The organism is Roseomonas sp. F4 (genome assembly GCF_053891155.1).
Map to the genome: position 1 here is coordinate 618610 of NZ_JBSSHK010000003.1, position 22116 is coordinate 640725.

Genomic DNA, 22116 nt, shown 5'->3' on the forward strand with positions numbered 1-22116 from the left:
GGCCCCCGGGCGCTTCAGCCGGCCAGGGTTCGGGGGGCGAGGCTGCCGGCCTGGGGGCCGCCGGCCCAGCCGGCCAGATCCTCCAGCGCCTGCCGGTCCAGGATATCCAGCCGCCCCTTATGCAGCGTCGCCACGCCATCCTTGCGCAGCGCCGCCAGCGCCCGGTTGGCATGTTCCACGGACAGGCCCAGCGCATCGGCCAGATGCGCCTGCTTCAGCGGCACCGCCGCGCCGCGCGAATCGGCACCACCCCGGCGCAGCAGCCGGCCATGCAATTCCAGCAGCAGATGTGCCACGCGCCCGGCGGCATCGCGTCGGCCCAGGCTGGTCAGCCGCTCGCGCATCCGCGCGCGGTCCCGGGTCAGCCCCTCCACATAGGACAGCGCGAGGCCCGGATCATTGCCCATGAAGGCGCAGAGCCGTTCCTTGGACAGGATGCAGAAGGAGGCATCGGTCAGCGCCTCCACCTCCGCCGCATCCTCGGTGCGTTCCACCAGGTCGCCGGGCAGGTGGAAATCCAGCACCTGGCGGCGCCCATCCGGGGTCGCGGTCCAGGAAAAGGCCCAGCCCGCATACATGGTGAAGACGCCATCCATGATGGCATCCCCCGCCCGCACCAGCCGCACGCCCGACCGGATGCGCGCGATTTCCCCCACCCGCGCCTGCGGGATCACCCGGAACAGGGCGAAGGGCCGCACCGTGCAGGCGGCGCAGCTTCCGGGCAACGGGGTGAGATTGGTGTTGCGGGCCATGAAATGGTGAGGTCCTGGTGACGCGCGGCCGCCGTCCTAGAGTTGCAACCCTAGGCCTACCCACCCGCGATTGGAATATACAAAGCCATATCGCGGATGTGGATTGCGCGTGACGCCTGTCTCACCTGCGAGCGCAGGGGGGAGACCGGCCCGGGCAGCGCGCGGTGGCTCCGCGCGGACCTGGGGCATTCTCGTGGCCCAAGGCCGCCGCGGCTTTCGCCGCGGCGGCCTCTCCGGCGGGCTGGAAGGGTCAGGCCCGGGCGACGGCCGAGGGGGCGCGGCCCAGCAGGCGGTTCACATCCAAGGCATGGGCGCCGGCGCCAAGGCCAGCCTGCACCAGCATCAGCAGCGTCCACATCGCCGGGAATTCCCAGCCGCCGCCGGGGGCACTGAAGATCCAGGGGTTGCCGGCGTGCTGCAGCGTCGCGCCGATCATGATCGGCAGTGTCAGCAGCGCGACCGGGCGGACCCAGACGCCGAGGATCAGCGCGATGCCGGCCAGCGTCTCCGCCACCGCCACGATGGCGCCGAAGACCGGCGGATAGCCGAGGGAGCCGAAGAAGCCCATCGTGCCGGCAAAGCCGAAGGTCATGATCTTCAGCAGCAGCCCGTGGGCCAGGAAAGTCACGCCAAGGGTCACCCGCAGCAGCAGGGTGGCATAGGCGGCGGTGGTGCGCTCATTGAGGTTCATGGTCGTGTCTCCGATCCGAAAGGGGCGCGTCCGCGTCCCGGTGTGGCCCGGTTATGGTCGCGCAACGGTGGGTTCTTCCAACACGGGGATGGAACAGCGATCATCACCACCACAAATGATGCGCCTTCGGTGCTTCACCTCCGGGATGCCCCACCTTGGCTGACCTGCAGACCCTCGACTTGAACCTTCTGCGCGTTTTTGACGCCGTGGCGCGCGAACGCCATGTGACCCACGCGGCGGAGAAGCTGAACCTCTCCCAGCCCGCCGTTTCCAACGCCCTGGCCCGGCTGCGTGCCGCGCTGAATGACGAGCTGTTTCTGCGCCGCCCGGGCGGGGTGGAGCCCACCGCGCTCGCCTTGTCGCTGGCCGGTCCGGTGGCGGAGGTGCTGGACCGGCTGCGCACCACCTTGGCCGACCACGCCCCCTTCGACCCGGCGACGACCGACCGCGTCTTCACCGTGGCGCTGTCCGAATACGCCGAAAGCGTCCTGGTGCCGCCGCTGCTGGAACAGATGCATCAGGAGGCGCCGAAGGCCCTGCTTGCCGTGCGCCATGCCGACCGCACCAATGCGCTGGAGCTGCTGGACAAAGGGGAGGCGGAGCTGGCGGTGGCCGTGCTGCCGGACCCGCCGGCGCTCTACACCCGGGTTCGCCTGCTGCCGGAGAATTTTCTGACACTGGTGCGCGCCGGGCATCCGCTGGCGGAGGGGCCGCTGACGCTGGAACGCTTCACCGCCTTCCCGCATCTGCTGCATTCGCCGAACGGCTCCCGCGACGGCGCGCTGGACGGGCCGCTGCGGGAGGCGGGATTTCCGCGCCGGCTCGGCGCCGTGGTCGCGCATCTGGGCGCGGTGCCGGAGATTCTGGCGCGGACCGACATGGTGATGTCGCTCTCCGCCCGGCTGGCGCAGCGCATGGCGGAAACCTATGGCCTGGCGCTGCGGCCCTGCCCGGTGGAATTCAAGCACACGCGGCTGTCGATGATCTTCCATCGCCGCTTCGAGGCCGATCCCGGCCATGCCTGGCTGCGCCGTTCGATGCTGGCGGTGGCGCGAGAGGTGGGGCCTGTGCCGGGCGTCGGCGCGTGATCTTCGACTATGTGGTGGTCGGCGCCGGCAGCGCCGGCTGCCTGCTGGCGGACCAGCTTTCGGCCTCCGGCGCCAGCGTTGCCGTCATCGAGGCCGGCGGGCGGGATCGGCACCCCTATCTGCACATCCCCGCCGGCTATGCCCGCATCCTGACCCACAAGGCCCTGACCTGGGGGTTTTCCACGGCACCGGATGCGGCCACCGGCAACCGTGCGCTCGACTACCCCCGCGGCAAGGTGTGGGGCGGGTCTTCCTCGATCAACGGGCTGGGGCATGTCTGGGGCGATCCCTCCGACTATGATCTCTGGGCGCAGAAGGGGTGCGCGGGCTGGTCCTGGTCCGATCTCGCGCCGCATTTCGCCGCTTATGAACGGGCGGAGGAGGATGGTCCGCATCGCGGCCGCAGCGGCGCGCTGCATGTGCAGCATCTGGCGGAGCTGTCGCCGCTGGTGGCGCGGATGCGCGACGCCGCCGCCGCCATCGGCCTGCCCACGCCGCGCGACATGAACGGCCCCGTGCGGGAGGGTTTTTCCACCTTCCAGCAGACGCGCAACGGGCGCCGTCGGCACTCCGCCGCCACGGCCTTTCTCAAACCTGCTTTGGCCCGCGGCGTGGCACTGTTCGACAACGCCTTGGCGCTTTGCATCGAACTCGAAGAAAGCCGGGCCACGGGGGTGCGCATCCGGCGTGGCGGCGCGGAGCAGGTGATCGCGGCGCGGCGAGAGGTGATTCTCGCGGCCGGCGCGATCGGCAGCCCGCATCTGCTGATGCTCTCGGGCCTCGGCCCGGCGCAGCATCTTCAGGACCATGGCATCGCCGTGTGGCGGGACATCCCCGGCATCGGCCAGAACCTGCAGGACCACTACATCGCACGGCTGACCTGGCGCCTGGCCGATCACCGCTGGTCCGCCAACCGCCGCATCACCTGGCCGCGCCTGGCGCTGGAAGTCGCGCGCTGGCTTGCGCGGGGCGATGGCGTGCTGACCTGGTCACCCGGCATGTTCGGCGTCTTCGCCAAGACCGAGCCGGGGCTTGAGGCGCCGGACATCCAACTGAATGGCGGGCCGCTCTCCTGGGCCGAGGGCCGCATCGGCGTGCCGGAAGACGCGCCCGGCCTGACCATCGGCGTCTGGCAATGCCGGCCGCAGTCGCGCGGCAGCGTCAGCCTGGCCTCGCCCGACCCGGCGCAGGCGCCGGTGATCGCGCCGCGCTTCCTGACCGAGCAGGCCGACCGCGCCGCCATCGCCCGCGGCATCCGCCTGGCCCGGCGCTGGATGGCGGCGCCGCCGCTGGCCGGTATCGTGACGGAGGAGGTGCGGCCCGGACCCTCGGTCGAGTCGGAAGCGGCGCTGATCCGTTTCGCGCAGGAGACCGGCGGCACGGTCTATCACCCGTCCTGCACCGTGCGGATGGGCGGGCAGGGCGCGCCGCTCGACCCGCGTCTGCGGCTGCGCGGGGTGGCGGGGCTGCGCGTGGTGGATGCCTCGGTCTTCCCGGATATTCCCGTCTGCAACATCAACGCGACCGTCCTTGCCGTGGCCCATAAGGCGGCAGGGCTGATCCTGGAGGATGCATGAGCCTGAACGTGGCCGAGGCGACGGAAGCGGACCTGCCCGCCATCCTCGCCTTGATCAACCAGGCGATCGCGGAGACCACCGCCGTCTGGCACCTGCAGACGGAGACGCTGGAGACGCGCCGCGCCTGGTTCGCGGCCCGCCGCGCCGCCGGGCTGCCGGTGCTGGTGGCGCGGCGCGGCGATGCGGTGCTGGGCTTCGCCAGCTACGGTCCCTTCCGCCCCTTTGCCGGCTTCGACGCCACGGTGGAACATTCGGTCTATGTCGACCCGGCGGCGCAGCGCCAGGGCATCGGCGCGATGCTGCTCGCGGCGCTGGAGGCGCATGCCACGGCGCGCGGCCTGCATGTGATGGTGGGCGCGGTGGAGGCCGGCAATGTGGGGTCCATCGCCCTGCACCTTCGCGCCGGCTTCGTCGAGACCGGGCGGATGCCGGAAGTGGGTCGGAAATTCGGCCGCTGGCTGGACCTGGTGCTGCTGCAGAAGCGTTTGCCAGGCTAAAGGTCAGGCTTCTGAATCAACGGTTTCGGGCGCAGGATTTGCGTTTCCTGGCAGCACTTTTGCGCTAAGCCTGACGCAGATGGTCCGCCCTGCCCGCCCCCGCCTCGCCGCCACGCGACCGGCGCCCGCCCGCCCGTCGCGGCGCGAGGCGGAGCCAGTGCGTGCGGCCTCGCGCCCGCCGGCGCGGCGAGGCGGCTGGCGCTGGCTGCGCTGGATGGTGCTGCTGGGCATATGGGGCGCGCTGGCCGTCGCGGCGGTGCTGCTGGTGCTGATCTGGGACCTGCCGCGCACCGATATCGCCCTGAGCCAGACCCGCCGCGCCGGCGTGACGCTGGAGGCCTCGAACGGCGCCATCATCGCCACCTCCGGCGATGTGCACGGAGAGGTCGTGCGGCTGCGCGCCCTGCCGGCGCATCTGTCCGCCGCGCTGCTGGCGATCGAGGATCGGCGCTTCCGCCAGCACTACGGCATCGACCCCATCGGCATCGCCCGCGCCGCCTGGGTGAACTGGTCCAGCGGCCAGATCTCCCAGGGCGGCTCCACCCTGACCCAGCAATTGGCGAAGAACCTGTTCCTGACGCCGGAGCGCAGCTTCCGCCGCAAGGCGCAGGAAGCCGTCATGGCGCTGTGGCTGGAATGGCATTTCAGCAAGGACGAGTTGCTGGAGATCTATCTGAACCGCGTCTATCTCGGCGGCGGTGCCTTTGGTGTCGATGCGGCCTCCCGCCTCTATTTCGGCATCCCCGCGACGCGGCTGAACCTGTGGCAATCCGCCGTCCTCGCCGGCCTGCCCAAGGCGCCGTCCCGCCTCAACCCGCGCACCGCGCCCGAAGCCGCGGCGGGCCGGGCGGCGGAGGTGCTGGCGGCCATGGTGGATGTCGGGGCGATCACGCAGCGGGAGGCGACACTGGCGGCGGAGAACATCCGCCTCGCCGCGCGCCCCTCCCGCGACTCCGGCTGGTTCGCCGATTGGGCGCTGGATGATGTCGGCACGCGCTTCCCCGGCAATGCGGACCTGGTGCTGCGCACCTCGCTGGATCTGCGGGTGCAGGCGGTGGTGGAGGCGCGGCTGGAGGCCTTGTTGTCAGGCCCCGGCCTGCGGGCCGGCGTCGGCCAGGGTGCCGTGGTGGTGATGGAGGCGGAAACCGGGCTGGTGCGCGCCATGGCCGGTGGGCGGGATTATCGCGCCAGCCAGTTCAACCGCGCGACCCAGGCGCGCCGGCAGCCGGGTTCCGCCTTCAAGCCCTTCGTCTTCCTCGCCGCGATGGAAGCCGGGATGGGGGCGGAGGACACGGTCTCCGACGCGCCGATCAACCTCGGTGGCTGGCGCCCCGGCAATGGCGGCTGGCGGGGCCAGGGGGAGATCACGCTGGAGGAGGCGCTGACCCATTCCGTGAACACCGCGGCGGTGCGGGTACTGGCGCGCGGTGGCGGCGCCCGCGCGGTGATGGATCTGGCGCAGCGCTTCGGCCTGCCCGGTCCCTTTCCACGCGATGCGACGCTGGCGCTCGGCACCGGGGAGGTGACGCTGATCGACCTGGTCGCCGCCTTCGCCCCCTTCGCCAATGGCGGGCTGCTGCCCGAGCCGCGCGGGCTGGTGGCAGCGCGGGCCGATGGCCAGGCAGTGCCCGCGGGCCGGCCCACTTTGCTGCGGGTGACGACGCCGGAACGCGCCGCGGCGATGCGCGGCATGCTGGAATCGGTCGTGGCGCGGGGCACCGGCCGCGCCGCCCAGCCACCGGGGTTTCGGGCCGTGGCCGGCAAGACCGGCACGACGCAGGATTTCCGCGATGCCTGGTTCATTGGCCTGACCCCGGCGCCGCGCGGTTTCACCATGACCGGCGATCTGGTGATCGGCATCTGGCTGGGCAATGATGACGCAACGCCAATGACCGACGTGCGGGGCGGGACACTGCCGGCCCGGCTGTTCCGCGACATTCTGGAAGCGCTGGCCACACGATGAGGGAGAGCCGGCATGTCCGATGAGACAGCCCAGCCCGGGCCGCAGCGGCAAGACCGCCTTCGGCGCGTGGCGCCGGCGGTGCAGCACGAGATCAACAATGCGATGATGGTGCTGGCTTCCAACCTCGATCTGCTGGCGCGCAGCGTGACGGAGGAGGCGCCCCGCCGCCAGCTCGACCGCGCCGTGCAGGCCAGCCGGCGGCTGGAGGAGACGATTCGCGGCTTCCTCGATGCGGCGCGGCGGGAGGTGGTGGATGAGGCGCCGGCCTGCCTCGCCCTGCTGCTGCGACAATACCTTCCGCTGCTGCGCGTGGCCCTCGGCGCGCGGCTGGGCGTGGCGCTATCGGGGCCGGACAGCCCGACGGAGGTGCGGCTGGACCGCGCGGCGCTGGAACTCGGCCTGCTGGCCATGGCGCAGGATGCCGCGGGACAATTGCCGCATGGCACAAAGCTGCTGCTGGATTTGCGCGAGTCGCCGGCGGAGATGGCGCTAGCCTTGACCGTGCCCGGCGGCGTGGCGCCGGGCACGCTGGAACTGCTGGGGCGGGGCTGCGCCCGGCTGGAGGCGCAGGCGGATGGCTGCCTGCTGGTCTGGGTGAAGGCCTGACGGCGGTCAGCCGGGCGGCCGAAACGCCGCCCGGGCCTGCGCCGCCTTGTCGCGGATCACGCAGCCCTCGGCATGGTCGTTGATCAGCCCCATGGCCTGCAGGAAGGCATGCACCGTGGTCGGACCGACGAAGGCCCAGCCGCGCTTCTTAAGGTCCTTGGACATGGCGATGGAGGCCGGGGAGGTGGCGGCGCCATGCGGCGGGATATCCCGCGCGGAGGGCTCGAAGCGCCAGACATAGGCGGCCAGCGAGCCTTCCTGGCGCACCAGCTCCTGCATCCGCTTCGCGTTGTTGATCACGGCTTCGATCTTGCCGCGATGCCGCACGATGCCGGCATCGCCGAGCAGGCGTTCGACATCCGTCGCGGTGAAGCGCGCGACCTGATCGGCCTCGAAATTCGCGAAGGCCGCCCGGAAGTTGTCGCGCTTGGCCAGGATGGTGCGCCAGCTCAGGCCGGACTGGAATCCCTCCAGGCACAGCTTCTCGAACAGCCTCCGGTCATCGGCGACGGGAAAGCCCCATTCCGTGTCGTGATAGGCAAGGTAGTCCGGCGTGGAGAGGCACCAGCGGCAGCGGTGCTGGCCATCGGGTCCGGGGAGCGTGCTGGTCATTGTCTCAACCCGCCAGGAAGGCGAGCCGCGCATCGGCGCGGCCCGGGGTGATGGCGATGATGTCAGTGGTCACAACGCCCTCGGCGATGAAGGGGTCCAGTCGCAGCCGGTCGTCCAGGGCGGCGCGCGACAGGCCATGGGCCAGGATGGCGCCCCCGGTGGCGGGTTGCAGCGTGCCGCTCAGCAGGAAGACGCCCTCGGCATGGCCCTGGTCGAGCCAGGCGCGGTGGCCCTCCATGAAGCGCGGCGCCGCCGCACGGTTTTCGCCGAAGCGCAGCAGCACGATGAACATCTCCACTCTCCTCAAAGCAGGGCGTCCAGCCAGGCTTCCATCGCCGCGACCTCCCGCTGGATGAAGTCCTCGTCGCCAAAGGCATTGGCCAGCGTCGCCACGCCCTGGCTGTGGGCGAGCAGATGCAAGGCGAGCGCCTCCGCCTCCGCCCCCTGGCCGAGGGCGGCGAATTGCCGCGTCAGCCAGTCGCGGAACAACGCCATCACCGCATTCGCCTGGTCTCGTGCAGGGTGGTCCAGCTTTGCCAACTCGCCGCACAGCGTGCCGACCGGGCAGCCATGGCGCATGATCGGCGCGCGGTTCGCCACCAGCATCCGGATGAAGCCGCGGATGCGCGCGGCGGGGTCGCCACCCTCAGCCTCCCACCCCGCCAGCATCGCTTGCGTGCGGTCCCGGCGCAGCGCGATCACCGCCGCCAGGATCTCGTCCTTGGTTTTGAAGTGATAGTAGAAATTGCCGCGCGAGATGCGGAGTTCAGCGGCGATGTCGGCGAAGGAGGTGGGGTCGTAGCCCTGCGCGTAGAACAGACGATCGGCGGCCTCGACGATCTGTTCGCGGGTGATCGCGCCGCTCATGACCCCGTGCCGCCTCCGATGAGAATTGGACGCTTGTCCTAATGAGTTTTTAGGACAAGCGTCCAAATCACGTCAAGGCTCAGCCGCCGCCCCGCGTCACCACCGCCTGCGCCTGGTTGCGCCAGGCGGTCCAGGCGCGGTCGGCCTCCGCGCCACTGCGGCTGGCGGCGAGGCTGGCGGCGTTCAGCGCCTGGCGCGCCTGTTCGCGCTCCGGCCCCGTCCGGTCCTCCACCGCGCGACGGGCGCGGGCCAGCGCCGCTTCGGCGGCGGCATGGGCGCGGGCGGCTTCGCGGAAGCTGTCCATCGCCCGGCGGGCGGCGGTGAAGTCGGCGATCAGCGCCGTCAGATCGGCGCGGCCCTCGGCCTCGGCCGGCAGGCGTTCCAACAGGGTCCGCAACGCCTCCAGCCGATCGGTGCCGCCGGGCAGGCGGGCGATGTCGCGGTCCAGCGTCAGGTCGCGCCAGATCGGCGGCAGCGGTTCGGCGAGCGACGCATCCCAGAGCGGGATCTGCTGCGTCTGGCTGCGGTCCCATTCCCAGGTGAAGGTGGCCGGCGCGCCTTCCAGCCGGGCCTCGACGCGAACCCCGAAATCGCCCTCCGCCACCGGCGTGAAGCGCGGGGTCTCGCCGCGCCGCGCCGGCAGGTCCAGCAGCATGCGGCCGCGCGCGGAGCCGCCATCCACCGCGAAGGTCACGGATTGGGTGACGCGCAGCGTCGCCTGCACCGCGCCGCGCCGCAGCGCCGCGGCGGTGGGGAGGGAGGCGCTGCGTTGGGCCACCGTGTATTGCACGCCCTGGTCACGCGCGAAGGCCAGCAGTCTTTCCTGCCCCGGCGGCAGGCCGCGCAGTTCCGCATCGCCGAGGAAGCCGCCGGCTTCCACGCCGCCGCTGCCATAGATGGTGGCGAGGCCGCCCGGCAAAGCATGCGGTGTGGTGTTGCGCAGCCGCACCGCCTGCAAGGGGTGGCGCCCGCCAAGGCCCTGCACCCACCAGACCCGTTCCGCCGGCAGCCGCGCATCGAGGAAGGGCAGGTTCGCGGTCTGCCCGGCGGGGACCGTCACCGGATCGGCCAGGGTGAAGGCGACGCGGCCCAGCGAGGCGGCGGCCACCGCCTCCGCCACCGCTGGCGCGGCCTCCGCGATCGGGGCCGGGGCGGGCAGGACGCGTTGCAGGGCCTCGCCACGGGCCGCGAAGCTGGGCGCCACGGCGGCCGGCGGCGGCATCGGGCGCGCACCGCTATCGGCCTGGGCTTCGACGGGACCACTGCCCAGAATCGGCAATTCGCGGCGCGGCAGCAGTACCGGGGAATACAGCGCCTGGCGGAAAGCCGCGGCCTCGCCGGAGACCAGGGACAGGCGGATGCCGTCCCAATCGGCGCCGCTGTGGTTTTCCACCACCGCCCAGCCCATCAGCCGCGCCTCGCCCGCCGCGCCATGTTCCGGCACGGCGATGCGCCAGGAGGGTTTCCACAATGGCGCGCCGGCAACGTAGCTCAGCGCCACTTCGCGCGCGCTGGCGGCGCCGGGGCGGAGCGCGATGGCGATCTGACGGGTATCGGCGCTGCTGGTTTCGGCCAGGGCCTCGGCGGCGCGGACCAGCCGGGCGGCGAGCGCCGCATCCAGCAGCCGCACCTCCTGGGCCTCTCGCAATGTCAGGCTGCGCAGGCCGGTGGGGGTGAGGAGGGTGAGGCGCATCTCCTCCTTGCCTTCGGAGGCCTCGGTGATGCGACCCTCCGTCTCCCCCACCGCGACGCGCTGGCCGCGCAGGGCGTTCAGCAGGGTGGCGCGACTCGCAAAGTCCTCGGGCTTCACGGGCAGGCCGCGGAAGGCCTCGGCGGCGAGATCCTGGGCCGGCAGGCGCAGCCCCTCCACCCGCCCGGCCGGGTCGGCCACGACCAGGGAGCGCAGGATGTCGTCCACATCGGCGAGTGGCACACGGAACAGCGCCGAAGGGTCATCGGCTGCGACGCGCCCCGCTCGCTCGATCTGCGCCAAGCCGGTGGAGGAGAGCGTCACGCCGCGCACCGGCAATTCGGCGGCCCGGGTCGGGGACAAGAGAGTCGTGGTCAGGGCGGTGCCGGCGAGCAGAAGGGCGGCGAGGCTGTGGCGCAAGGTCATGGCGGGTTTCCTCCGTTGGCCACAGCCTGGCTGGGAAAGCGGGCAGGAATGCGTCATCGCCCGATGTTGAATCGCGCGCCGAACGATAAAGGAATGATGCGGTTGGTTTGGCCCTGGTGGTGAGCGGCGCCGGCTACCGAGGCGCTTCGCTTCAAGCGCCGAATAATAACCCCGGATAAGTCGCCACTGTATCCCGGAAGACGCCGGCGAGCATCACGCCAGGGGCGGATGCGCCAAGGTTCAAGCGGCGGTGCCCATCTTTTCCAGGCCCATCGAAAGCGCCAGCCAGGCCGCAATTCGATCCGTATTCAAAATTAAAATCAGCCCGGCCCAATACGGCGGAATGCAGCAGGCCATTATACAATAAGATGCGCCCGGCGTGCCATCAGGCAGCCGGGCGGCAGGCTTTCAGCGCTTGATCGCGAAAGTCTCGCGGGATTTTCCCTCGGCCTCGGCGACCTTCAGCCAGATCGGCATCCGGCCACGCCCGGACCAGGTCGTGCCCGTCGCCGGGTCGCGATACTTGGCTTCCACCGGCGCCTTGGCGCCGGCCTTGCGGCCGCCACGGCCCTGCGGCGCCGGTCGGCGCGAGGTGCCGCCCACCAGCTCGTCGAGGGAAAGGCCGAGGGCCTCCGCCTTGCTGCGGAATTCCTCCATCAATTCCCTTTTGTCGCCCTCCATTCGTGCATCGCGCTGCTCCTCAGCTGCGGCGATAACCTGGATGAGCTCGGCAGCCGAAAGGCTTTCGAGGGCGGAGATCACGTCGGCGACCGACGTCTTGGATTCGCGTGCCATAAACCGGCATCTACGCCGTTATTATTTGAAAGGCAAGATTGGCGATCTCGGCGCAAAGGCTGCTCGCCAAGATGTAATTTACAATGCGAGGGGGATGGCGGGCAGCGGGAATGCGGGCGGCATGGCCCCTCTTATCCCGGCTTCCGGAGCGCGCTGCTTTCAGGGCATCGGCATTCAGAAAAAGATGAAGGATCGGTTGGCTTCGAAACGTTGCCAAGCCTTCCTCAAAGCAATCCTTCCCGCCGGAAGGACAGGTGGCGGCCATTGCCGACGATCAGGTGGTCGTGCACGGCAATGCCGAGCACGGCCGCCGCGGCCTTCACTTCCCGCGTCATCTCGATATCGGCGCGGGAGGGGGTGGGATCGCCGGAGGGGTGGTTGTGCACCAGGATCAGCGCGGTCGCCTGCAATTCCAGGGCACGCTTCACCACCTCGCGCGGATAGACGGGCGTGTGGTTCACCGTGCCGCGGGCCTGGGCCTCATCCGCGATCAGGCGGTTTTTCGAATCGAGAAACAGCAGGCGGAACTGCTCGATGGAATCGCGGGCGAGGGCGGCGTTCAGATAGCCGATCAGCCGGTCCCAATTGTTCAGCACCGGCTGGTCGCGGATTTCCGCCCGCATCAGTCGAAGCGCCGCGCCATGCACGGTCTTCAGCGCGGCGGCGCCGGCCTCCCCCATCCCCTCCACCTCCTGCAATTCGCGGGCGGGGGCGGCGATGGCGTTCGCAAAACTGCCGAAGCGGGTCAGCAGGGCGCGGGCGATGGGCTTGGTGTCCCGGCGCGGCAGCGCCTGGAACAGCAGCATCTCCAGCATCTCATGGTCCAGCAGGCTGTCGGGGCCGGAGGTCAGCAGGCGTGCGCGCATGCGGGCGCGGTGGCCGAGATGTCCAGGCGGCGCCGAGGCCTCCGGTATCTCCGGCGCGAAAAGGCCGGCGCTGGCCTCCGAGAATTGTGGTGTCCGGGCCATGCTGGTCCCTCGGCGTGGTCGCCAAGGGTGCAATGGCCGGCGCGGATGTTCAACCGTCGCGCGTCACCAGCCGAAGACGACGGCGCCCATGATGCGGCCGGGCAGCAGGGTAAAGCCGCCGGCGATGATGAGCGCGCCGAAGAACAGGCCGGCCATGCTGCGGTGATGGGCGTGGATGCGGCCGCGCCGGGCGGCGAGGACGGCCAGCGGCAGCAGCAGCAGGGTCCAGGCCGAAATCATGTGGATCCAGGACAGATGCCCGCGCGTGGCGATGCCAAAGGAGGACAGGGCGACGATGGCCATCAGCCCGACCCAGGCCCAGCCCATCAGCCGATGCGGCAGTCGCCCCTTGGGCGCCAGCATCTGCACCGTGCCGAGTGCCAGGGCGGCAAAGGCGGCGAAGGCATGGAGCTGGATGGTGGCGGAGGCGGCGAGGAGCGGAGCGAGGGACATGGCGACCAGTATGTGAATGTGACGAACATTCACATACAAAACCCAAAAGGTCGGCGTCAAGCCCGCTTAGCGGCGGGCCCGACGCCGGCGGTCAGGCGATGGCGTAGGGCGGGTGGTGCAGCCCGGCCGGCGACAGGGTGAAGATCTCCACACCCTCCTCCGTCACGCCGACCATGTGCTCGAACTGCGCCGAGAGGCTGCGGTCGCGGGTAACGGCGGTCCAGCCATCATCCAAAACCTTCACCTCCGGCCGCCCGGCATTCACCATGGGCTCTACGGTGAAGAACATGCCCGGCTTCAGCGTCGGGCCTTCGCCGGGGCGGCCGAAATGCAGCACATTGGGCGGCGCGTGGAAGCGGCGGCCGATGCCATGGCCACAGAAATCCCGCACCACGGAAAAGCGGTTGCGTTCGACATAGGCCTGGATGGCATGGCCGATATCGCCCAGCGTGGCGCCCGGCTTGATGGCGGCAATGCCGCGCATCATGGATTCGAAGGTGACATCCATCAGCAGCCGCGCCTTGGTGGAGGGCGTGCCGGCGACATACATCCGGCTGGTATCGCCGTGCCAGCCATCCAGGATCACGGTGACATCGATATTGACGATGTCGCCATCCAGCAGCGCCCGCTCCCCCGGGATGCCATGGCAGACCACATGGTTGATCGAGGTGCAGGAGGATTTGGTGTAGCCGCGATAGCCCAGCGTGGCCGGGATGGCGTTATTGGCCAGGATGAAGTCATGGATCAGCCGGTCGATCGCCTCGGTCGTCACGCCCGGTTTCACATGCGGGGTGATCATGTCGAGGGTCTCGGCCGCCAGGCGGCCGGCGCGGCGCATCCCCTCGAAATCGGCGGGGGCGTGGAGGGTGATCCGACGGCTCTCGCCGCCCTGCTGGTCCATGGTGCTGAGGCCGTCCTGACTGGTGCCAAATAGAGGTAGCAAAGATGCGCCGCACCCCCCGTGGATGCAAGAAGCGGTGGTGCAGGGCAGGGCTGCGATCAGCCGCGTGTCTTGTGTTCCACCGTGCCGAGCGCCTCCGCCAGGCGGTGGGTGGCGCTGCCGGGGCGGGCCGGTTGCTGCTGGCTGGCATGCGGCGCCCAGCCGGTGAGCATCAGCAGGCGCAGCCCGGGCGCGATGCCCTCACGGCCCTCCGGCAGGGCGGCCGCGGCCATGGGGAACAGGGCGCGGGGCGGGGTGCGGCCGTCGCGGGCCAGCACCGCATTGCCTTCCCCGGCCGCGCGCAGATCGGCCAGCAGGGCGAGCGGGCTGCGATAGGCGATCGCCACCTCCTCCACATCCGCCACCGGCAGGGCGAAGCCGGCGCGTTGCAGCAGCCCGGCGGCGTCGCGCAGTTCCGGGAAGGGGGAGATGCGCGGGGACAACCCGCCGCGCAGCGCCGTCTCCGCCTCCGCCAGCGCCTGGCGCAAAGGCTGCAAGGTGCCGAGGCCGGGCAGGGAGGCGAGAAACAGCCCATCCGGCGCCAGCGCCCGCCGGATTTGGATCAAGGCCCCCGGCAGGTCGTTGACCCAGTGCAGGGAGAGCGAGGCGACGATCAGGTCGAAGCTCTCGGGCGCAAAGGGCAGGAATTCCTCATCGGCTGCCACTGCCAGGCCCCCGGCACCTGCCGCCATCGCCGGCGACAGGTCCGTGGAGACGATCGAAGAAATGCCGCGGGCGCGCAAAAGCGGCGCCACCACGCCGCGGCCGCCGATCTCCAGCGCGCGGCTGAAGCGGTGGGTGGTGTCGTCCAGCCGGTCGAGCAGCCGCTCCGCGCAATCCGCCAGGATTGGCGCCACTCGCTCCACCGTGGCCGCGGCCCGGTCGCGGCGGCGGCGCACCAGCTTCCGGTCAAAAACCTGCATCGCATCCATCCCCCGCAGATGCGCCGGCTTCGCCCCGCCCGCAAGGCGGTCTAGCCTTTCGGAAATCGGAGGATGCCCGCCATGACCACCCGCCAGATCGCCCCCGCCACGCTGAAGGGCTGGCTCAGTGATGGTCAGGAACTCGCCATCCTGGATGCGCGGGAGGAGGGCGAGTTCGGCGCCTCCCACCTGTTCTGGGCCGTGCCCTGCCCGCTTTCCCAGGCCGAGCTGCGCGCGCCGGGCCTGCTGCCGCGCCGCGATGTGCGGGTGGTCTGCACCGATGGCGGCGAAGGCTATGCGGCGCGGTTGGCGGTCGTGCTGCAAAACCTCGGCTGCACCGATGTCGCGGTGCTGGAAGGCGGGACGCCGGCCTGGCAGGCGGCGGGCTACGAGCTGTTCTCCGGCGTGAACGTGCCCTCCAAGGCCTTTGGCGAATGGGTGGAGCACCATTACGAAACGCCCTCCGTCGATGCGGCGGAGCTGGCGGCGATGCAGGCGGCGGGGGAGGACCTGCTGGTGGTGGACAGCCGGCCGATGGCGGAATTCCGGAACATGTCCATCCCCGGCGGCATCGACGTGCCGGGGGCGGAACTCGCCTATCGCGTCCCGAGCCTGGTGTCGCGACCGGAAACGCTGGTGGTGGTGAACTGCGCCGGCCGCACGCGGTCCATCCTCGGCGCCGAGAGCCTGCGGCGGTCCGGCCTGCCGAATCGCGTGGTGGCGCTGCGCAACGGGACCATGGGCTGGGAGCTGGCCGGCTTTCACTGCGACCGGGGCAAGGAGGCCCGCTATCCGGAGGGCACGCCCGCCGACGCCGCCGAAAGCTTTGCCCGCGCCCGTCGCTTCGCGGAGGGTGTTGGCGTGCGCTGGATCGATCGGGCGGGGCTTCAGGCGCTGCGCGCCGAGGCTGGCCGGAGCCTCTATGTCCTGGACGTGCGCGACCCCGCCGAATTCGCCGCCGGTCATCTGCCGGGGTCGCTCAGCGCGCCGGGCGGGCAGTTGGTGCAGGCGACGGATGGCTGGGTGGCGGTGCGGGGGGCGCGGATCGTTCTGGTGGACGACACCGGCACCCGCGCCGCCATGACCGCCGGCTGGCTGCGCCAGCTCGGCGGCTGGGAGGTCTTTTGTCTGTTTGGTGGCCTCGAAGGCGACCTGGAAACCGGGCCGGTGGCGCCCGCCTTGCCGCAGCGGCCGGACATGCCGTGCGTCGGCCTGGATGCGGTGCGGGGCGGGGAGGTGACAGTGGTGGACCTTGCCCGATCGCTCGCCTTCCGGGCGGGGCATATCCCCGGCGCGCTCTGGGGTGTGCGGACGCGGCTGGCGGCACTGCTGCCAAATCTGCCGTCGAGCCGGCCGGTGGCGGTCACCGCGCCCTCCGCCGATCTGGCGGCGCTGGGCGCGGCGGAACTGGCCGCGCTGGGCGTCACCCCCGTTGCGGTGCTGGAAGGCGGCACTGCCGGCTGGGTGGCGGAGGGTTTTCCCCTCGAATCAGATCGCACCAACCCGCCGGATGAGGCCTGCATCGATGCCTATCTGCGCCCCTATGACCGCAATAGCGGGGTGGAGGAGGCGATGCGCGCCTATCTGGCCTGGGAGATCGATCTGGTGCAGGCCGTGGAGCGCGACGGCGATGCCCCCTTCGGCGCCTGGTAGGGTTGTCCGCCAAGGACTTGCCCGGCTCGGCGCCGGGGTGCTGGACGCGCTGCTGCCGCCGCATTGCCTGAGCTGCGAGGCGCCGGTGGCACGCCAGGGCACGCAATGCGTCGACTGCTTCCGGCAGTTGACCCGCATCACCGCGCCCTTTTGCACCCGCTGCGGCGTGCCCTTCCTGCATGCCGGCCAGGCCGGGCCGGGCGGGCTCTGTCCCACCTGCCTCGCCCGGGCGCCGGCCTTCGCCGAGGCGCGGGCGGCGCTGCGCTACGATGAGGGCGCGCAGAAGCTGATCCTGCCCTTCAAGCATGCCGATCGGACGGAGCTGGCGCCGGCCTTGGCCGCGATGATGGCGCAATCCGGCGCGGTACTGCTGGCGCGGGCCGATCTGCTGGCGCCGGTACCTCTGCATTGGCGCCGGCTGCTGCGCCGCCGCTACAACCAGGCCGCGCTGCTGGCCCGTCGGCTGGCGGCGATGTCGCAAAAGCCCTGCATCCCGGACCTTCTGCGCCGTTCCCGCGCCACGCCGGCGCTGGGCGATCTCGGCGCGGCGGAACGCGCGGCGCTGCTGGCCGGCGCCTTTACCCTCTCCGCCCGCGCCACGGCACGGGTCGCCGGGCGGCGGGTGCTGCTGGTGGATGATGTCATGACCTCCGGCGCCACGGCGGAGGCCTGCGCCCTGGCGCTGCTGGCGGCGGGTGCCGGCGCGGTGGATGTGCTGGCTGCGGCAAGGGTGCCGGACCCCCGGCTGCAGCGGGAGGCTTGACCGCAGGCCAGGACCGCCCGATGTGAGAAGCATGGCCAAGATCGAGATCTACACCCAGGATTTCTGCCCCTACTGCGCCCGCGCGGTGGCCCTGTTCACACGCAAGGGCGTGGCCTTCGAGGAGAAGTATGCGCCGAACGGGTCCGAGGCCCGGGCCGAGGCCGTGGCACGCTCCGGCGGCCGCACCTCCGTGCCGCAGATCTTCATCGACGGTCAGCATATTGGCGGCTGCGACGACCTGATGGCGCTGGACCGCAAGGGCGGGCTCGACCCGATGCTGGCGGGCTGATGCCGGGCGGGGGGCGGGGTCGGTCCGGATGATCCATTATCAACTGCGCTGCCAGTCGGGCCATGAATTCGATGGCTGGTTCCAGGACAGCGCCGGCTTTGAGAAGCTGGCCGCCGCCGGGCTGGTCGATTGCCCGCATTGCGGTGGCACTCAGGTGACCCGCGCGCTGATGGCCCCCGCCGTCCGCAAGTCCCGCAAGAAGCTGGCCGCGCCGGCGCCTGAGGAAAAGGCGGAGGACAAGCCCGCCGAGACCCCCGCCGCGCCGGTGCCCGTGCCGCAGGAACCGGGTGGCATGGGCCAGCGCGTCGCCGCCGGGCCGATCCCGGCGCAGCTTCTGGCCATGCTCCAGCGGATGCGCGCCGAGGTGGAGAAGTCCTGCGACTATGTCGGCGAAGGCTTCGCCGAGGAGGCCCGCAAGATCCACAATGGCGAGGTTGAGGCCCGCGGCATCTATGGCGAGGCCACCGAGGCCGAAGCCGAGGCCCTGGCCGAGGATGGCATTGACATCGCCCGCCTGCCCTGGGTGCCGCGCGCCGACGGCTGAAGGGAGGCGCGATGCTCGTCTTCAGCTACGGCATCCCAAAATCCGGCAGTACCCTGGCCTTCGAACTGGCCAAGGCGGTGGCGCGGCTGGGCGGGCACAGCCAGCGCAAGCTGCCGGCCGCGTTGCTGCCCGGCGGCCATAAGGTGAACTTCGCGCAGGATCTGACGCCGGAGGCGTTGCGCGGCCTAGCTGCCCTGGCGGAAGGGCGGCTGCGCATCATCAAGACCCATGCCTGCCCGGGGCCCGACTGGGTGGCGGAGTATCGCGCGCTGGCGGCGCGCGGCTTGGTCTCCGCCCATGTGAACCACCGCGACCCGCGCGACATCTGCCTGTCGCTGCTGGATGCCGGGCGGCTGGCGCGCGGGCGGGGGGAGCAGGCCTTCTCGGAATTCGTGACGCTGGAGGATGCCGCTGACAGGGTGCGGCGCTACCTCGGCGAACAGGCGATCTGGTCCGGCCTGCCGCGACGGCTGGACCTGCAGTACGACGACTGCGCCTTTCGTATGGACAGCGCGATCGAGGCCATCAAGGCCGATCTCGGCATCGCCTGCCCGAACTGGCCCGTGCGCCTCTGGGTCACCCGCTTCGCCTTCACTTACCGCAACAAGGCCGTGCCGAGCCGGCATGCGGCGGAGCTGACGCCGGATGAGGCCGCCTGGCTGGCCCGTGAATTCGCGGCCTGGCTACCGGCCTAACCGCCACCGCCGTGCAGGCATCGGCGCTGCCCGACGTTGATACTGCGAAATATCACCGAGGGACTGTCCGTGGCTGCTGCTGACTTGCCTTGGCGGTGCAGCAGGTCTCGAGAGTCAATCGGACTTCCAGGCAAAAGATGCCGGGAGTTATCGGGCGGTTTCTCCACAGCTTTACCCCCGAAAATGTGGACAACTCATTCTGTTGCTTTGTGGAGACACCCGGCGGCGGGATAATATTTAATCGCCTTGTGCGAACACAGGGAGAACACCGTTGGGAGGCCCCGTGGCGCCAAGTGTCCCACAGGACATCCGGCGCTTTATCCCCAGGGAAATCCACCGCTGTGGGGATAACCACCCCCTTGACCACCCCGGCGCGACGATCGCGCACAGCCGCCCCCGTCTCGACAGCGGCGCGGCACCGCGCGCATCCTGACGAAATGATCCTGACCCGCCGCGCGGCGCTCGCCGCCCCTGCATTGCTGCTGTTGCCGCGCCGTGCCGCGGCGCAGCCGGCCTATCCCAGCCGCATCGTCTCCATCGTCGTCGGCGTGGCGCCGGGCGGCACGGCGGACAGCACGGCGCGCATCCTGGCGCAGGCCTTCCCGGCCAGCCTCGGTGGCCCCGGCTTCGTGGTGGAGAACCGCCCCGGCGCCGGCACGCAGATCGGCACCGCCCATGTGGCGCGGCAGCCGGCCGATGGGCACACGCTGCTGGTGGCCGGCGCGCCTTTCGCCATCAATCCGGGGCTGGTGCCCAACCTGCCCTATGACAGCGCGCGCGACTTCGCGCCGATCACGCTGATGGTGCGCAACGGGCTGTTCCTGGTGGTGCCCGCCGCCTCCCCGGTGCGGGACATGGCGGGGTTTCTGGCGCGGGCGCGGACGGCCAATGGCGTGAATGTCGCCTCGGCCGGCAATGCCTCGATGAGCCATATGGCGATCGAGCTGCTGGGCAGCCGCGTCCCCGGAACCACGTTGACCCATGTGCCATTCCGCGGCAGCGGCCTCGCCCTGCCGGCGCTGCTGGGCGCGCAGGTGGATGCGATGTTCGAGAACCCGGACACCTGCCTGCCGCATGTGCGGGAGGGTAGGTTGCGCGCCATCGCCTTCACCGGCGCCACGCGCAGCGCGGCGATGCCGGAGGTGCCGACCCTGGCGGAGGCGGCGGATCTGCCCGGCTATCTGGCGCTGAACTTCTTCGGCCTATGGACCCGCGCCGGCACGCCGGAGCCAGTGCTGGACCGGCTGCATGCCGCGACCGCCGCCGCCTATGCCGCGCCGGATGTGGTGGCCCGCTTCGCCCGCGACGGCGTGGAGGCGGCGCCGATGCCGCGCGCCGAATTCGCCGCCTTCATCACCGAGCAGATGCGTATCTGGGCCGAGGTCGTGCGCGAGCGCGGCATCCAGCCCGGTTGAGGACAAGATAGCCATGACGCTTCCCTATACCCGCGCCACGGCCAAGGCCTATGCGCGCCAGAACATGCGCGGCATCTGGGCGGCGGCGATGACGCCCTTCCGGCCGGATCTGTCGATCGACGAGGCCGGCTTCCGCGCCAATCTGCGCCATTGGTTCCGCGACCTGGGCATCGATGGTGTCTTCGTCGCCGGCAAGCAGGGCGAGTTCTACGCGCTGTCGCTGGCCGAACGGAAACGCCTCTGTGACATCGCGGTGGAGGAGGCGAAGTCCGCCAGCGCGCAGGTGATCTTCAGCGCCTCCGACCAGAACATGGATGTGGTGATCGACCTCGCCCGGCATGCGGAAGCGGCAGGCGCCGATTACGTGGTGGTGCATGCCCCGGTGCTGCATTTCGTGCACGACCCGGCGGAGACGCTGCTGGCCTATTACAGCAGGATCAGCGAGGCGAGCGGCATCGGCATCGCGCTGTGGTCGCATCCCGACAGCGGCTATCTGATGCAGCCGGCACTCTGCGCGCAGCTGGCGCGGGAAGTGCCGAATGTGGTGGCCATCAAGTATTCCGTGCCGCGCGCGATGTATGCCGAGCTGACGAAGCTGGCCGGCGACACGCTGATCGTCTCCACCGCCTCGGAGGAGGAGTGGCTGGACAATGTGCTGCAGCTGGGCTGGCAGCTTTACCTGTGCTCCGCGCCACCGTTCCTGTTGCAGACAGCGGTGGATCGGCGGATGCGCGACTATACCGACGCCGCCTTCGCCGGACGCGCGGCGGAGGCGAAGCGCATCTCCGCCAGCCTGGACCCGGTGCGCGCGGCGCTGAAGGCCACGCGCCCACCGGGCAAGCCGCATGCGCAGCAGAAGGCCTGGATGGAATGCCTCGGCCAGGCCGGCGGCCCGGTGCGGCGGCCGATGCTGGAGCTGACGGTGGCGGAGCGGGAGGCGGTGCAGCGCGCCTTCGCCGCCAGTGGCCTGCAACTGCCCGCGAAGGCCGCCGAATGACCCAGCCGCCCCGCATCGCCGGCCCCGTCGCGCAGCCGCGCATTCCGCGCATCGCGCCACCGCCCGGCGCCGTCGATTCGCATGCCCATCTGTTCGGCCCGGAGGCGCGCTTTCCCTATGCCGAAGGGCGAGGCTACACGCCGCCCGATGCGCCGGTCGAAGCCTATCTGGCGCTGCTCGACCGGATGGGCCTCGCACGGGGCCTGCTGGTGCAGGGCAATGCCCATGGCTTCGACAATGCCGTGCTGCTGGATGCGCTGGAACGCGCGCCGGACCGGCTGCGGGCGGTGGCCATCACCGATACGCGCATCCCGGCCACGACGCTGCGCGACTGGCATCGCCTGGGCATGCGCGGGCTGCGCTTCCACGAACATGCGGCGGAGGCGAAGCCCGGCTACGTGCGTGGCGTGGGGCTGGAGGCACTGCCGCATTTCCGCGCGGTGATGCGCGACCTCGGCTGGGTGGTGCAGGTCTTCTGCGACCATCGCCGCCTGCCCGCCATCGCTGACGACCTTGCCGCCATCGCCGAGGAGATGCCTGTGGTGATCGACCACATGCTGATGGTGCCAGCCGCGCGCGGCATCGCCGACGCTGGCTTCCAGGCGCTGCTGCGGCTGGTGGGAGAGGGCAAGGCGTATGTGAAAGTCTCTGGCACCTATCGCCTGTCGAAGGCTTTTCCTGACTATCCCGATGCGCGGCCCTTCCATGACGCCTTGCTCGCCGCCAATCCCGCGGCGCTGCTCTGGGGCACGGATTGGCCGCATACCTCGATCGACGCGGCGGTGATGCCGGATGATGGCGCGCTGCTCGATCTGTTCATGGACTGGACGCCGCGCGCGGAGGATCGGCACCGCATTCTGGTGGAGACGCCGGCGCGTTTGTTCTGGGACGATACGAAGGCGGCTTAACCCT

At 70.6% G+C, this 22116-nt stretch carries 24 protein-coding genes; 13 read left to right on the plus strand and 11 right to left on the minus strand.

Going from position 1 to position 22116, the window contains the following annotated elements; translation table 11 throughout:
• Nucleotides 1–14 precede the first annotated feature (14 nt).
• On the minus strand, nt 15–752 hold the full coding sequence (locus ACVFYP_RS15225; RefSeq protein ID WP_499201036.1) for a Crp/Fnr family transcriptional regulator: 738 nt from the start codon (nt 750–752) through the stop codon (nt 15–17).
• Between the two features lie 250 nt (nt 753–1002).
• Nucleotides 1003–1443 (minus strand): DoxX family protein, encoded by a 441-nt coding sequence (locus tag ACVFYP_RS15230; protein ID WP_499201037.1) that lies wholly within the window; start codon nt 1441–1443, stop codon nt 1003–1005.
• A 155-nt stretch (nt 1444–1598) separates the two neighbouring features.
• Here ACVFYP_RS15230 and ACVFYP_RS15235 point away from each other — a divergent pair, with 155 nt between their 5' ends.
• The 5 genes from ACVFYP_RS15235 (at nt 1599) to ACVFYP_RS15255 (ending at nt 7174) form a co-directional block, all read left to right on the plus strand.
• A complete protein-coding gene (locus ACVFYP_RS15235; protein ID WP_499201038.1) occupies nt 1599–2531 on the plus strand; it encodes a LysR family transcriptional regulator in 933 nt (310 codons plus the stop codon).
• Nucleotides 2528–4108, plus strand: a complete 1581-nt coding sequence (locus ACVFYP_RS15240; protein WP_499201039.1) for a GMC family oxidoreductase — start codon at nt 2528–2530, stop codon at nt 4106–4108. The genes ACVFYP_RS15235 and ACVFYP_RS15240 overlap by 4 nt, the downstream gene beginning before the upstream one ends.
• Complete coding sequence (locus ACVFYP_RS15245; protein WP_499201040.1) at nt 4105–4605, plus strand: GNAT family N-acetyltransferase; 501 nt, start codon at nt 4105–4107, stop codon at nt 4603–4605. The genes ACVFYP_RS15240 and ACVFYP_RS15245 overlap by 4 nt, the downstream gene beginning before the upstream one ends.
• A 79-nt stretch (nt 4606–4684) precedes the next feature.
• Nucleotides 4685–6568 carry a transglycosylase domain-containing protein gene (locus ACVFYP_RS15250; RefSeq protein ID WP_499201041.1) on the plus strand — a complete coding sequence of 628 codons (1884 nt, stop codon included), beginning with the start codon at nt 4685–4687 and terminating at the stop codon, nt 6566–6568.
• Nucleotides 6569–6580: 12 nt separating this feature from the next.
• Nucleotides 6581–7174: a histidine kinase dimerization/phospho-acceptor domain-containing protein gene (locus ACVFYP_RS15255; RefSeq protein WP_499201042.1), complete on the plus strand. Its 594-nt coding sequence runs from the start codon at nt 6581–6583 to the stop codon at nt 7172–7174.
• Nucleotides 7175–7180: 6 nt separating this feature from the next.
• Here ACVFYP_RS15255 and ACVFYP_RS15260 read toward each other — a convergent pair whose 3' ends face one another.
• The 9 genes from ACVFYP_RS15260 to ACVFYP_RS15300 form a co-directional block, all read right to left on the minus strand.
• The gene (locus tag ACVFYP_RS15260; RefSeq protein ID WP_499201043.1) at nt 7181–7786 is read right to left on the minus strand and encodes a DNA-3-methyladenine glycosylase I; all 606 of its coding nucleotides are present in this window, start codon (nt 7784–7786) and stop codon (nt 7181–7183) included.
• A 4-nt stretch (nt 7787–7790) separates the two neighbouring features.
• Nucleotides 7791–8078 carry a YciI family protein gene (locus ACVFYP_RS15265; RefSeq protein WP_499201044.1) on the minus strand — a complete coding sequence of 96 codons (288 nt, stop codon included), beginning with the start codon at nt 8076–8078 and terminating at the stop codon, nt 7791–7793.
• 11 nt (nt 8079–8089) lie between these two features.
• On the minus strand, nt 8090–8653 hold the full coding sequence (locus ACVFYP_RS15270) for a TetR/AcrR family transcriptional regulator (RefSeq protein ID WP_499201045.1): 564 nt from the start codon (nt 8651–8653) through the stop codon (nt 8090–8092).
• 79 nt (nt 8654–8732) lie between these two features.
• The gene (locus tag ACVFYP_RS15275) at nt 8733–10769 is read right to left on the minus strand and encodes a DUF4139 domain-containing protein (RefSeq protein WP_499201046.1); all 2037 of its coding nucleotides are present in this window, start codon (nt 10767–10769) and stop codon (nt 8733–8735) included.
• 408 nt (nt 10770–11177) lie between these two features.
• Nucleotides 11178–11564 carry an H-NS histone family protein gene (locus ACVFYP_RS15280; protein ID WP_499201047.1) on the minus strand — a complete coding sequence of 129 codons (387 nt, stop codon included), beginning with the start codon at nt 11562–11564 and terminating at the stop codon, nt 11178–11180.
• 224 nt (nt 11565–11788) lie between these two features.
• The gene (gene radC / locus ACVFYP_RS15285) at nt 11789–12532 is read right to left on the minus strand and encodes a RadC family protein (protein ID WP_499201048.1); all 744 of its coding nucleotides are present in this window, start codon (nt 12530–12532) and stop codon (nt 11789–11791) included.
• Nucleotides 12533–12595: 63 nt separating this feature from the next.
• Nucleotides 12596–12985 carry a DUF2306 domain-containing protein gene (locus tag ACVFYP_RS15290; protein ID WP_499201049.1) on the minus strand — a complete coding sequence of 130 codons (390 nt, stop codon included), beginning with the start codon at nt 12983–12985 and terminating at the stop codon, nt 12596–12598.
• Nucleotides 12986–13076: 91 nt separating this feature from the next.
• Nucleotides 13077–13886 carry a type I methionyl aminopeptidase gene (gene map, locus ACVFYP_RS15295; protein WP_499201050.1) on the minus strand — a complete coding sequence of 270 codons (810 nt, stop codon included), beginning with the start codon at nt 13884–13886 and terminating at the stop codon, nt 13077–13079.
• A 98-nt stretch (nt 13887–13984) separates the two neighbouring features.
• The gene (locus ACVFYP_RS15300; protein ID WP_499201051.1) at nt 13985–14848 is read right to left on the minus strand and encodes a methyltransferase domain-containing protein; all 864 of its coding nucleotides are present in this window, start codon (nt 14846–14848) and stop codon (nt 13985–13987) included.
• A gap of 81 nt (nt 14849–14929) precedes the next feature.
• Between ACVFYP_RS15300 and ACVFYP_RS15305 the strand changes: the two genes are divergently transcribed.
• From ACVFYP_RS15305 to ACVFYP_RS15340, 8 genes are all read left to right on the plus strand, one after another.
• Nucleotides 14930–16501 (plus strand): rhodanese-like domain-containing protein, encoded by a 1572-nt coding sequence (locus ACVFYP_RS15305; protein WP_499201052.1) that lies wholly within the window; start codon nt 14930–14932, stop codon nt 16499–16501.
• Nucleotides 16479–17264 (plus strand): double zinc ribbon domain-containing protein, encoded by a 786-nt coding sequence (locus ACVFYP_RS15310; RefSeq protein ID WP_499201053.1) that lies wholly within the window; start codon nt 16479–16481, stop codon nt 17262–17264. The genes ACVFYP_RS15305 and ACVFYP_RS15310 overlap by 23 nt, the downstream gene beginning before the upstream one ends.
• A 31-nt stretch (nt 17265–17295) precedes the next feature.
• Nucleotides 17296–17553: a glutaredoxin 3 gene (gene grxC / locus ACVFYP_RS15315; RefSeq protein WP_499201054.1), complete on the plus strand. Its 258-nt coding sequence runs from the start codon at nt 17296–17298 to the stop codon at nt 17551–17553.
• 28 nt (nt 17554–17581) lie between these two features.
• Entirely contained in the window at nt 17582–18097 is a 516-nt protein-coding gene (locus tag ACVFYP_RS15320; RefSeq protein WP_499201055.1) for a DUF1178 family protein, read from the plus strand.
• Nucleotides 18098–18108: 11 nt separating this feature from the next.
• Nucleotides 18109–18792, plus strand: a complete 684-nt coding sequence (locus ACVFYP_RS15325; RefSeq protein ID WP_499201056.1) for a hypothetical protein — start codon at nt 18109–18111, stop codon at nt 18790–18792.
• Nucleotides 18793–19229: 437 nt separating this feature from the next.
• On the plus strand, nt 19230–20207 hold the full coding sequence (locus tag ACVFYP_RS15330; protein WP_499201057.1) for a tripartite tricarboxylate transporter substrate-binding protein: 978 nt from the start codon (nt 19230–19232) through the stop codon (nt 20205–20207).
• 13 nt (nt 20208–20220) lie between these two features.
• Nucleotides 20221–21204, plus strand: a complete 984-nt coding sequence (locus ACVFYP_RS15335) for a dihydrodipicolinate synthase family protein (RefSeq protein ID WP_499201058.1) — start codon at nt 20221–20223, stop codon at nt 21202–21204.
• Nucleotides 21201–22112, plus strand: coding sequence for an amidohydrolase family protein (locus ACVFYP_RS15340; RefSeq protein WP_499201059.1), 912 nt, complete (start codon nt 21201–21203; stop codon nt 22110–22112). The genes ACVFYP_RS15335 and ACVFYP_RS15340 overlap by 4 nt, the downstream gene beginning before the upstream one ends.
• The last annotated feature ends 4 nt before the right edge of the window (nt 22113–22116 follow it).

What these genes read in the sequence shown, in the direction of transcription:
- ACVFYP_RS15290 (WP_499201049.1), bottom strand. Translation starts at nt 12,985, where the DNA reads ATGTCCCTCGCTCCGCTCCTCGCCGCCTCCGCCACCATCCAGCTCCAT.
- radC (WP_499201048.1), bottom strand. Translation starts at nt 12,532, where the DNA reads ATGGCCCGGACACCACAATTCTCGGAGGCCAGCGCCGGCCTTTTCGCG.
- ACVFYP_RS15280 (WP_499201047.1), bottom strand. Translation starts at nt 11,564, where the DNA reads ATGGCACGCGAATCCAAGACGTCGGTCGCCGACGTGATCTCCGCCCTC.
- ACVFYP_RS15340 (WP_499201059.1), top strand. Translation starts at nt 21,201, where the DNA reads ATGACCCAGCCGCCCCGCATCGCCGGCCCCGTCGCGCAGCCGCGCATT.
- ACVFYP_RS15325 (WP_499201056.1), top strand. Translation starts at nt 18,109, where the DNA reads ATGCTCGTCTTCAGCTACGGCATCCCAAAATCCGGCAGTACCCTGGCC.
- ACVFYP_RS15305 (WP_499201052.1), top strand. Translation starts at nt 14,930, where the DNA reads ATGACCACCCGCCAGATCGCCCCCGCCACGCTGAAGGGCTGGCTCAGT.
- ACVFYP_RS15245 (WP_499201040.1), top strand. Translation starts at nt 4,105, where the DNA reads ATGAGCCTGAACGTGGCCGAGGCGACGGAAGCGGACCTGCCCGCCATC.
- grxC (WP_499201054.1), top strand. Translation starts at nt 17,296, where the DNA reads ATGGCCAAGATCGAGATCTACACCCAGGATTTCTGCCCCTACTGCGCC.
- ACVFYP_RS15300 (WP_499201051.1), bottom strand. Translation starts at nt 14,848, where the DNA reads ATGCAGGTTTTTGACCGGAAGCTGGTGCGCCGCCGCCGCGACCGGGCC.
- map (WP_499201050.1), bottom strand. Translation starts at nt 13,886, where the DNA reads ATGGACCAGCAGGGCGGCGAGAGCCGTCGGATCACCCTCCACGCCCCC.
- ACVFYP_RS15250 (WP_499201041.1), top strand. Translation starts at nt 4,685, where the DNA reads ATGGTCCGCCCTGCCCGCCCCCGCCTCGCCGCCACGCGACCGGCGCCC.
- ACVFYP_RS15330 (WP_499201057.1), top strand. Translation starts at nt 19,230, where the DNA reads ATGATCCTGACCCGCCGCGCGGCGCTCGCCGCCCCTGCATTGCTGCTG.
- ACVFYP_RS15260 (WP_499201043.1), bottom strand. Translation starts at nt 7,786, where the DNA reads ATGACCAGCACGCTCCCCGGACCCGATGGCCAGCACCGCTGCCGCTGG.
- ACVFYP_RS15320 (WP_499201055.1), top strand. Translation starts at nt 17,582, where the DNA reads ATGATCCATTATCAACTGCGCTGCCAGTCGGGCCATGAATTCGATGGC.
- ACVFYP_RS15225 (WP_499201036.1), bottom strand. Translation starts at nt 752, where the DNA reads ATGGCCCGCAACACCAATCTCACCCCGTTGCCCGGAAGCTGCGCCGCC.
- ACVFYP_RS15310 (WP_499201053.1), top strand. Translation starts at nt 16,479, where the DNA reads ATGCCCCCTTCGGCGCCTGGTAGGGTTGTCCGCCAAGGACTTGCCCGG.
- ACVFYP_RS15270 (WP_499201045.1), bottom strand. Translation starts at nt 8,653, where the DNA reads ATGAGCGGCGCGATCACCCGCGAACAGATCGTCGAGGCCGCCGATCGT.
- ACVFYP_RS15230 (WP_499201037.1), bottom strand. Translation starts at nt 1,443, where the DNA reads ATGAACCTCAATGAGCGCACCACCGCCGCCTATGCCACCCTGCTGCTG.
- ACVFYP_RS15335 (WP_499201058.1), top strand. Translation starts at nt 20,221, where the DNA reads ATGACGCTTCCCTATACCCGCGCCACGGCCAAGGCCTATGCGCGCCAG.
- ACVFYP_RS15255 (WP_499201042.1), top strand. Translation starts at nt 6,581, where the DNA reads ATGTCCGATGAGACAGCCCAGCCCGGGCCGCAGCGGCAAGACCGCCTT.
- ACVFYP_RS15275 (WP_499201046.1), bottom strand. Translation starts at nt 10,769, where the DNA reads ATGACCTTGCGCCACAGCCTCGCCGCCCTTCTGCTCGCCGGCACCGCC.
- ACVFYP_RS15265 (WP_499201044.1), bottom strand. Translation starts at nt 8,078, where the DNA reads ATGTTCATCGTGCTGCTGCGCTTCGGCGAAAACCGTGCGGCGGCGCCG.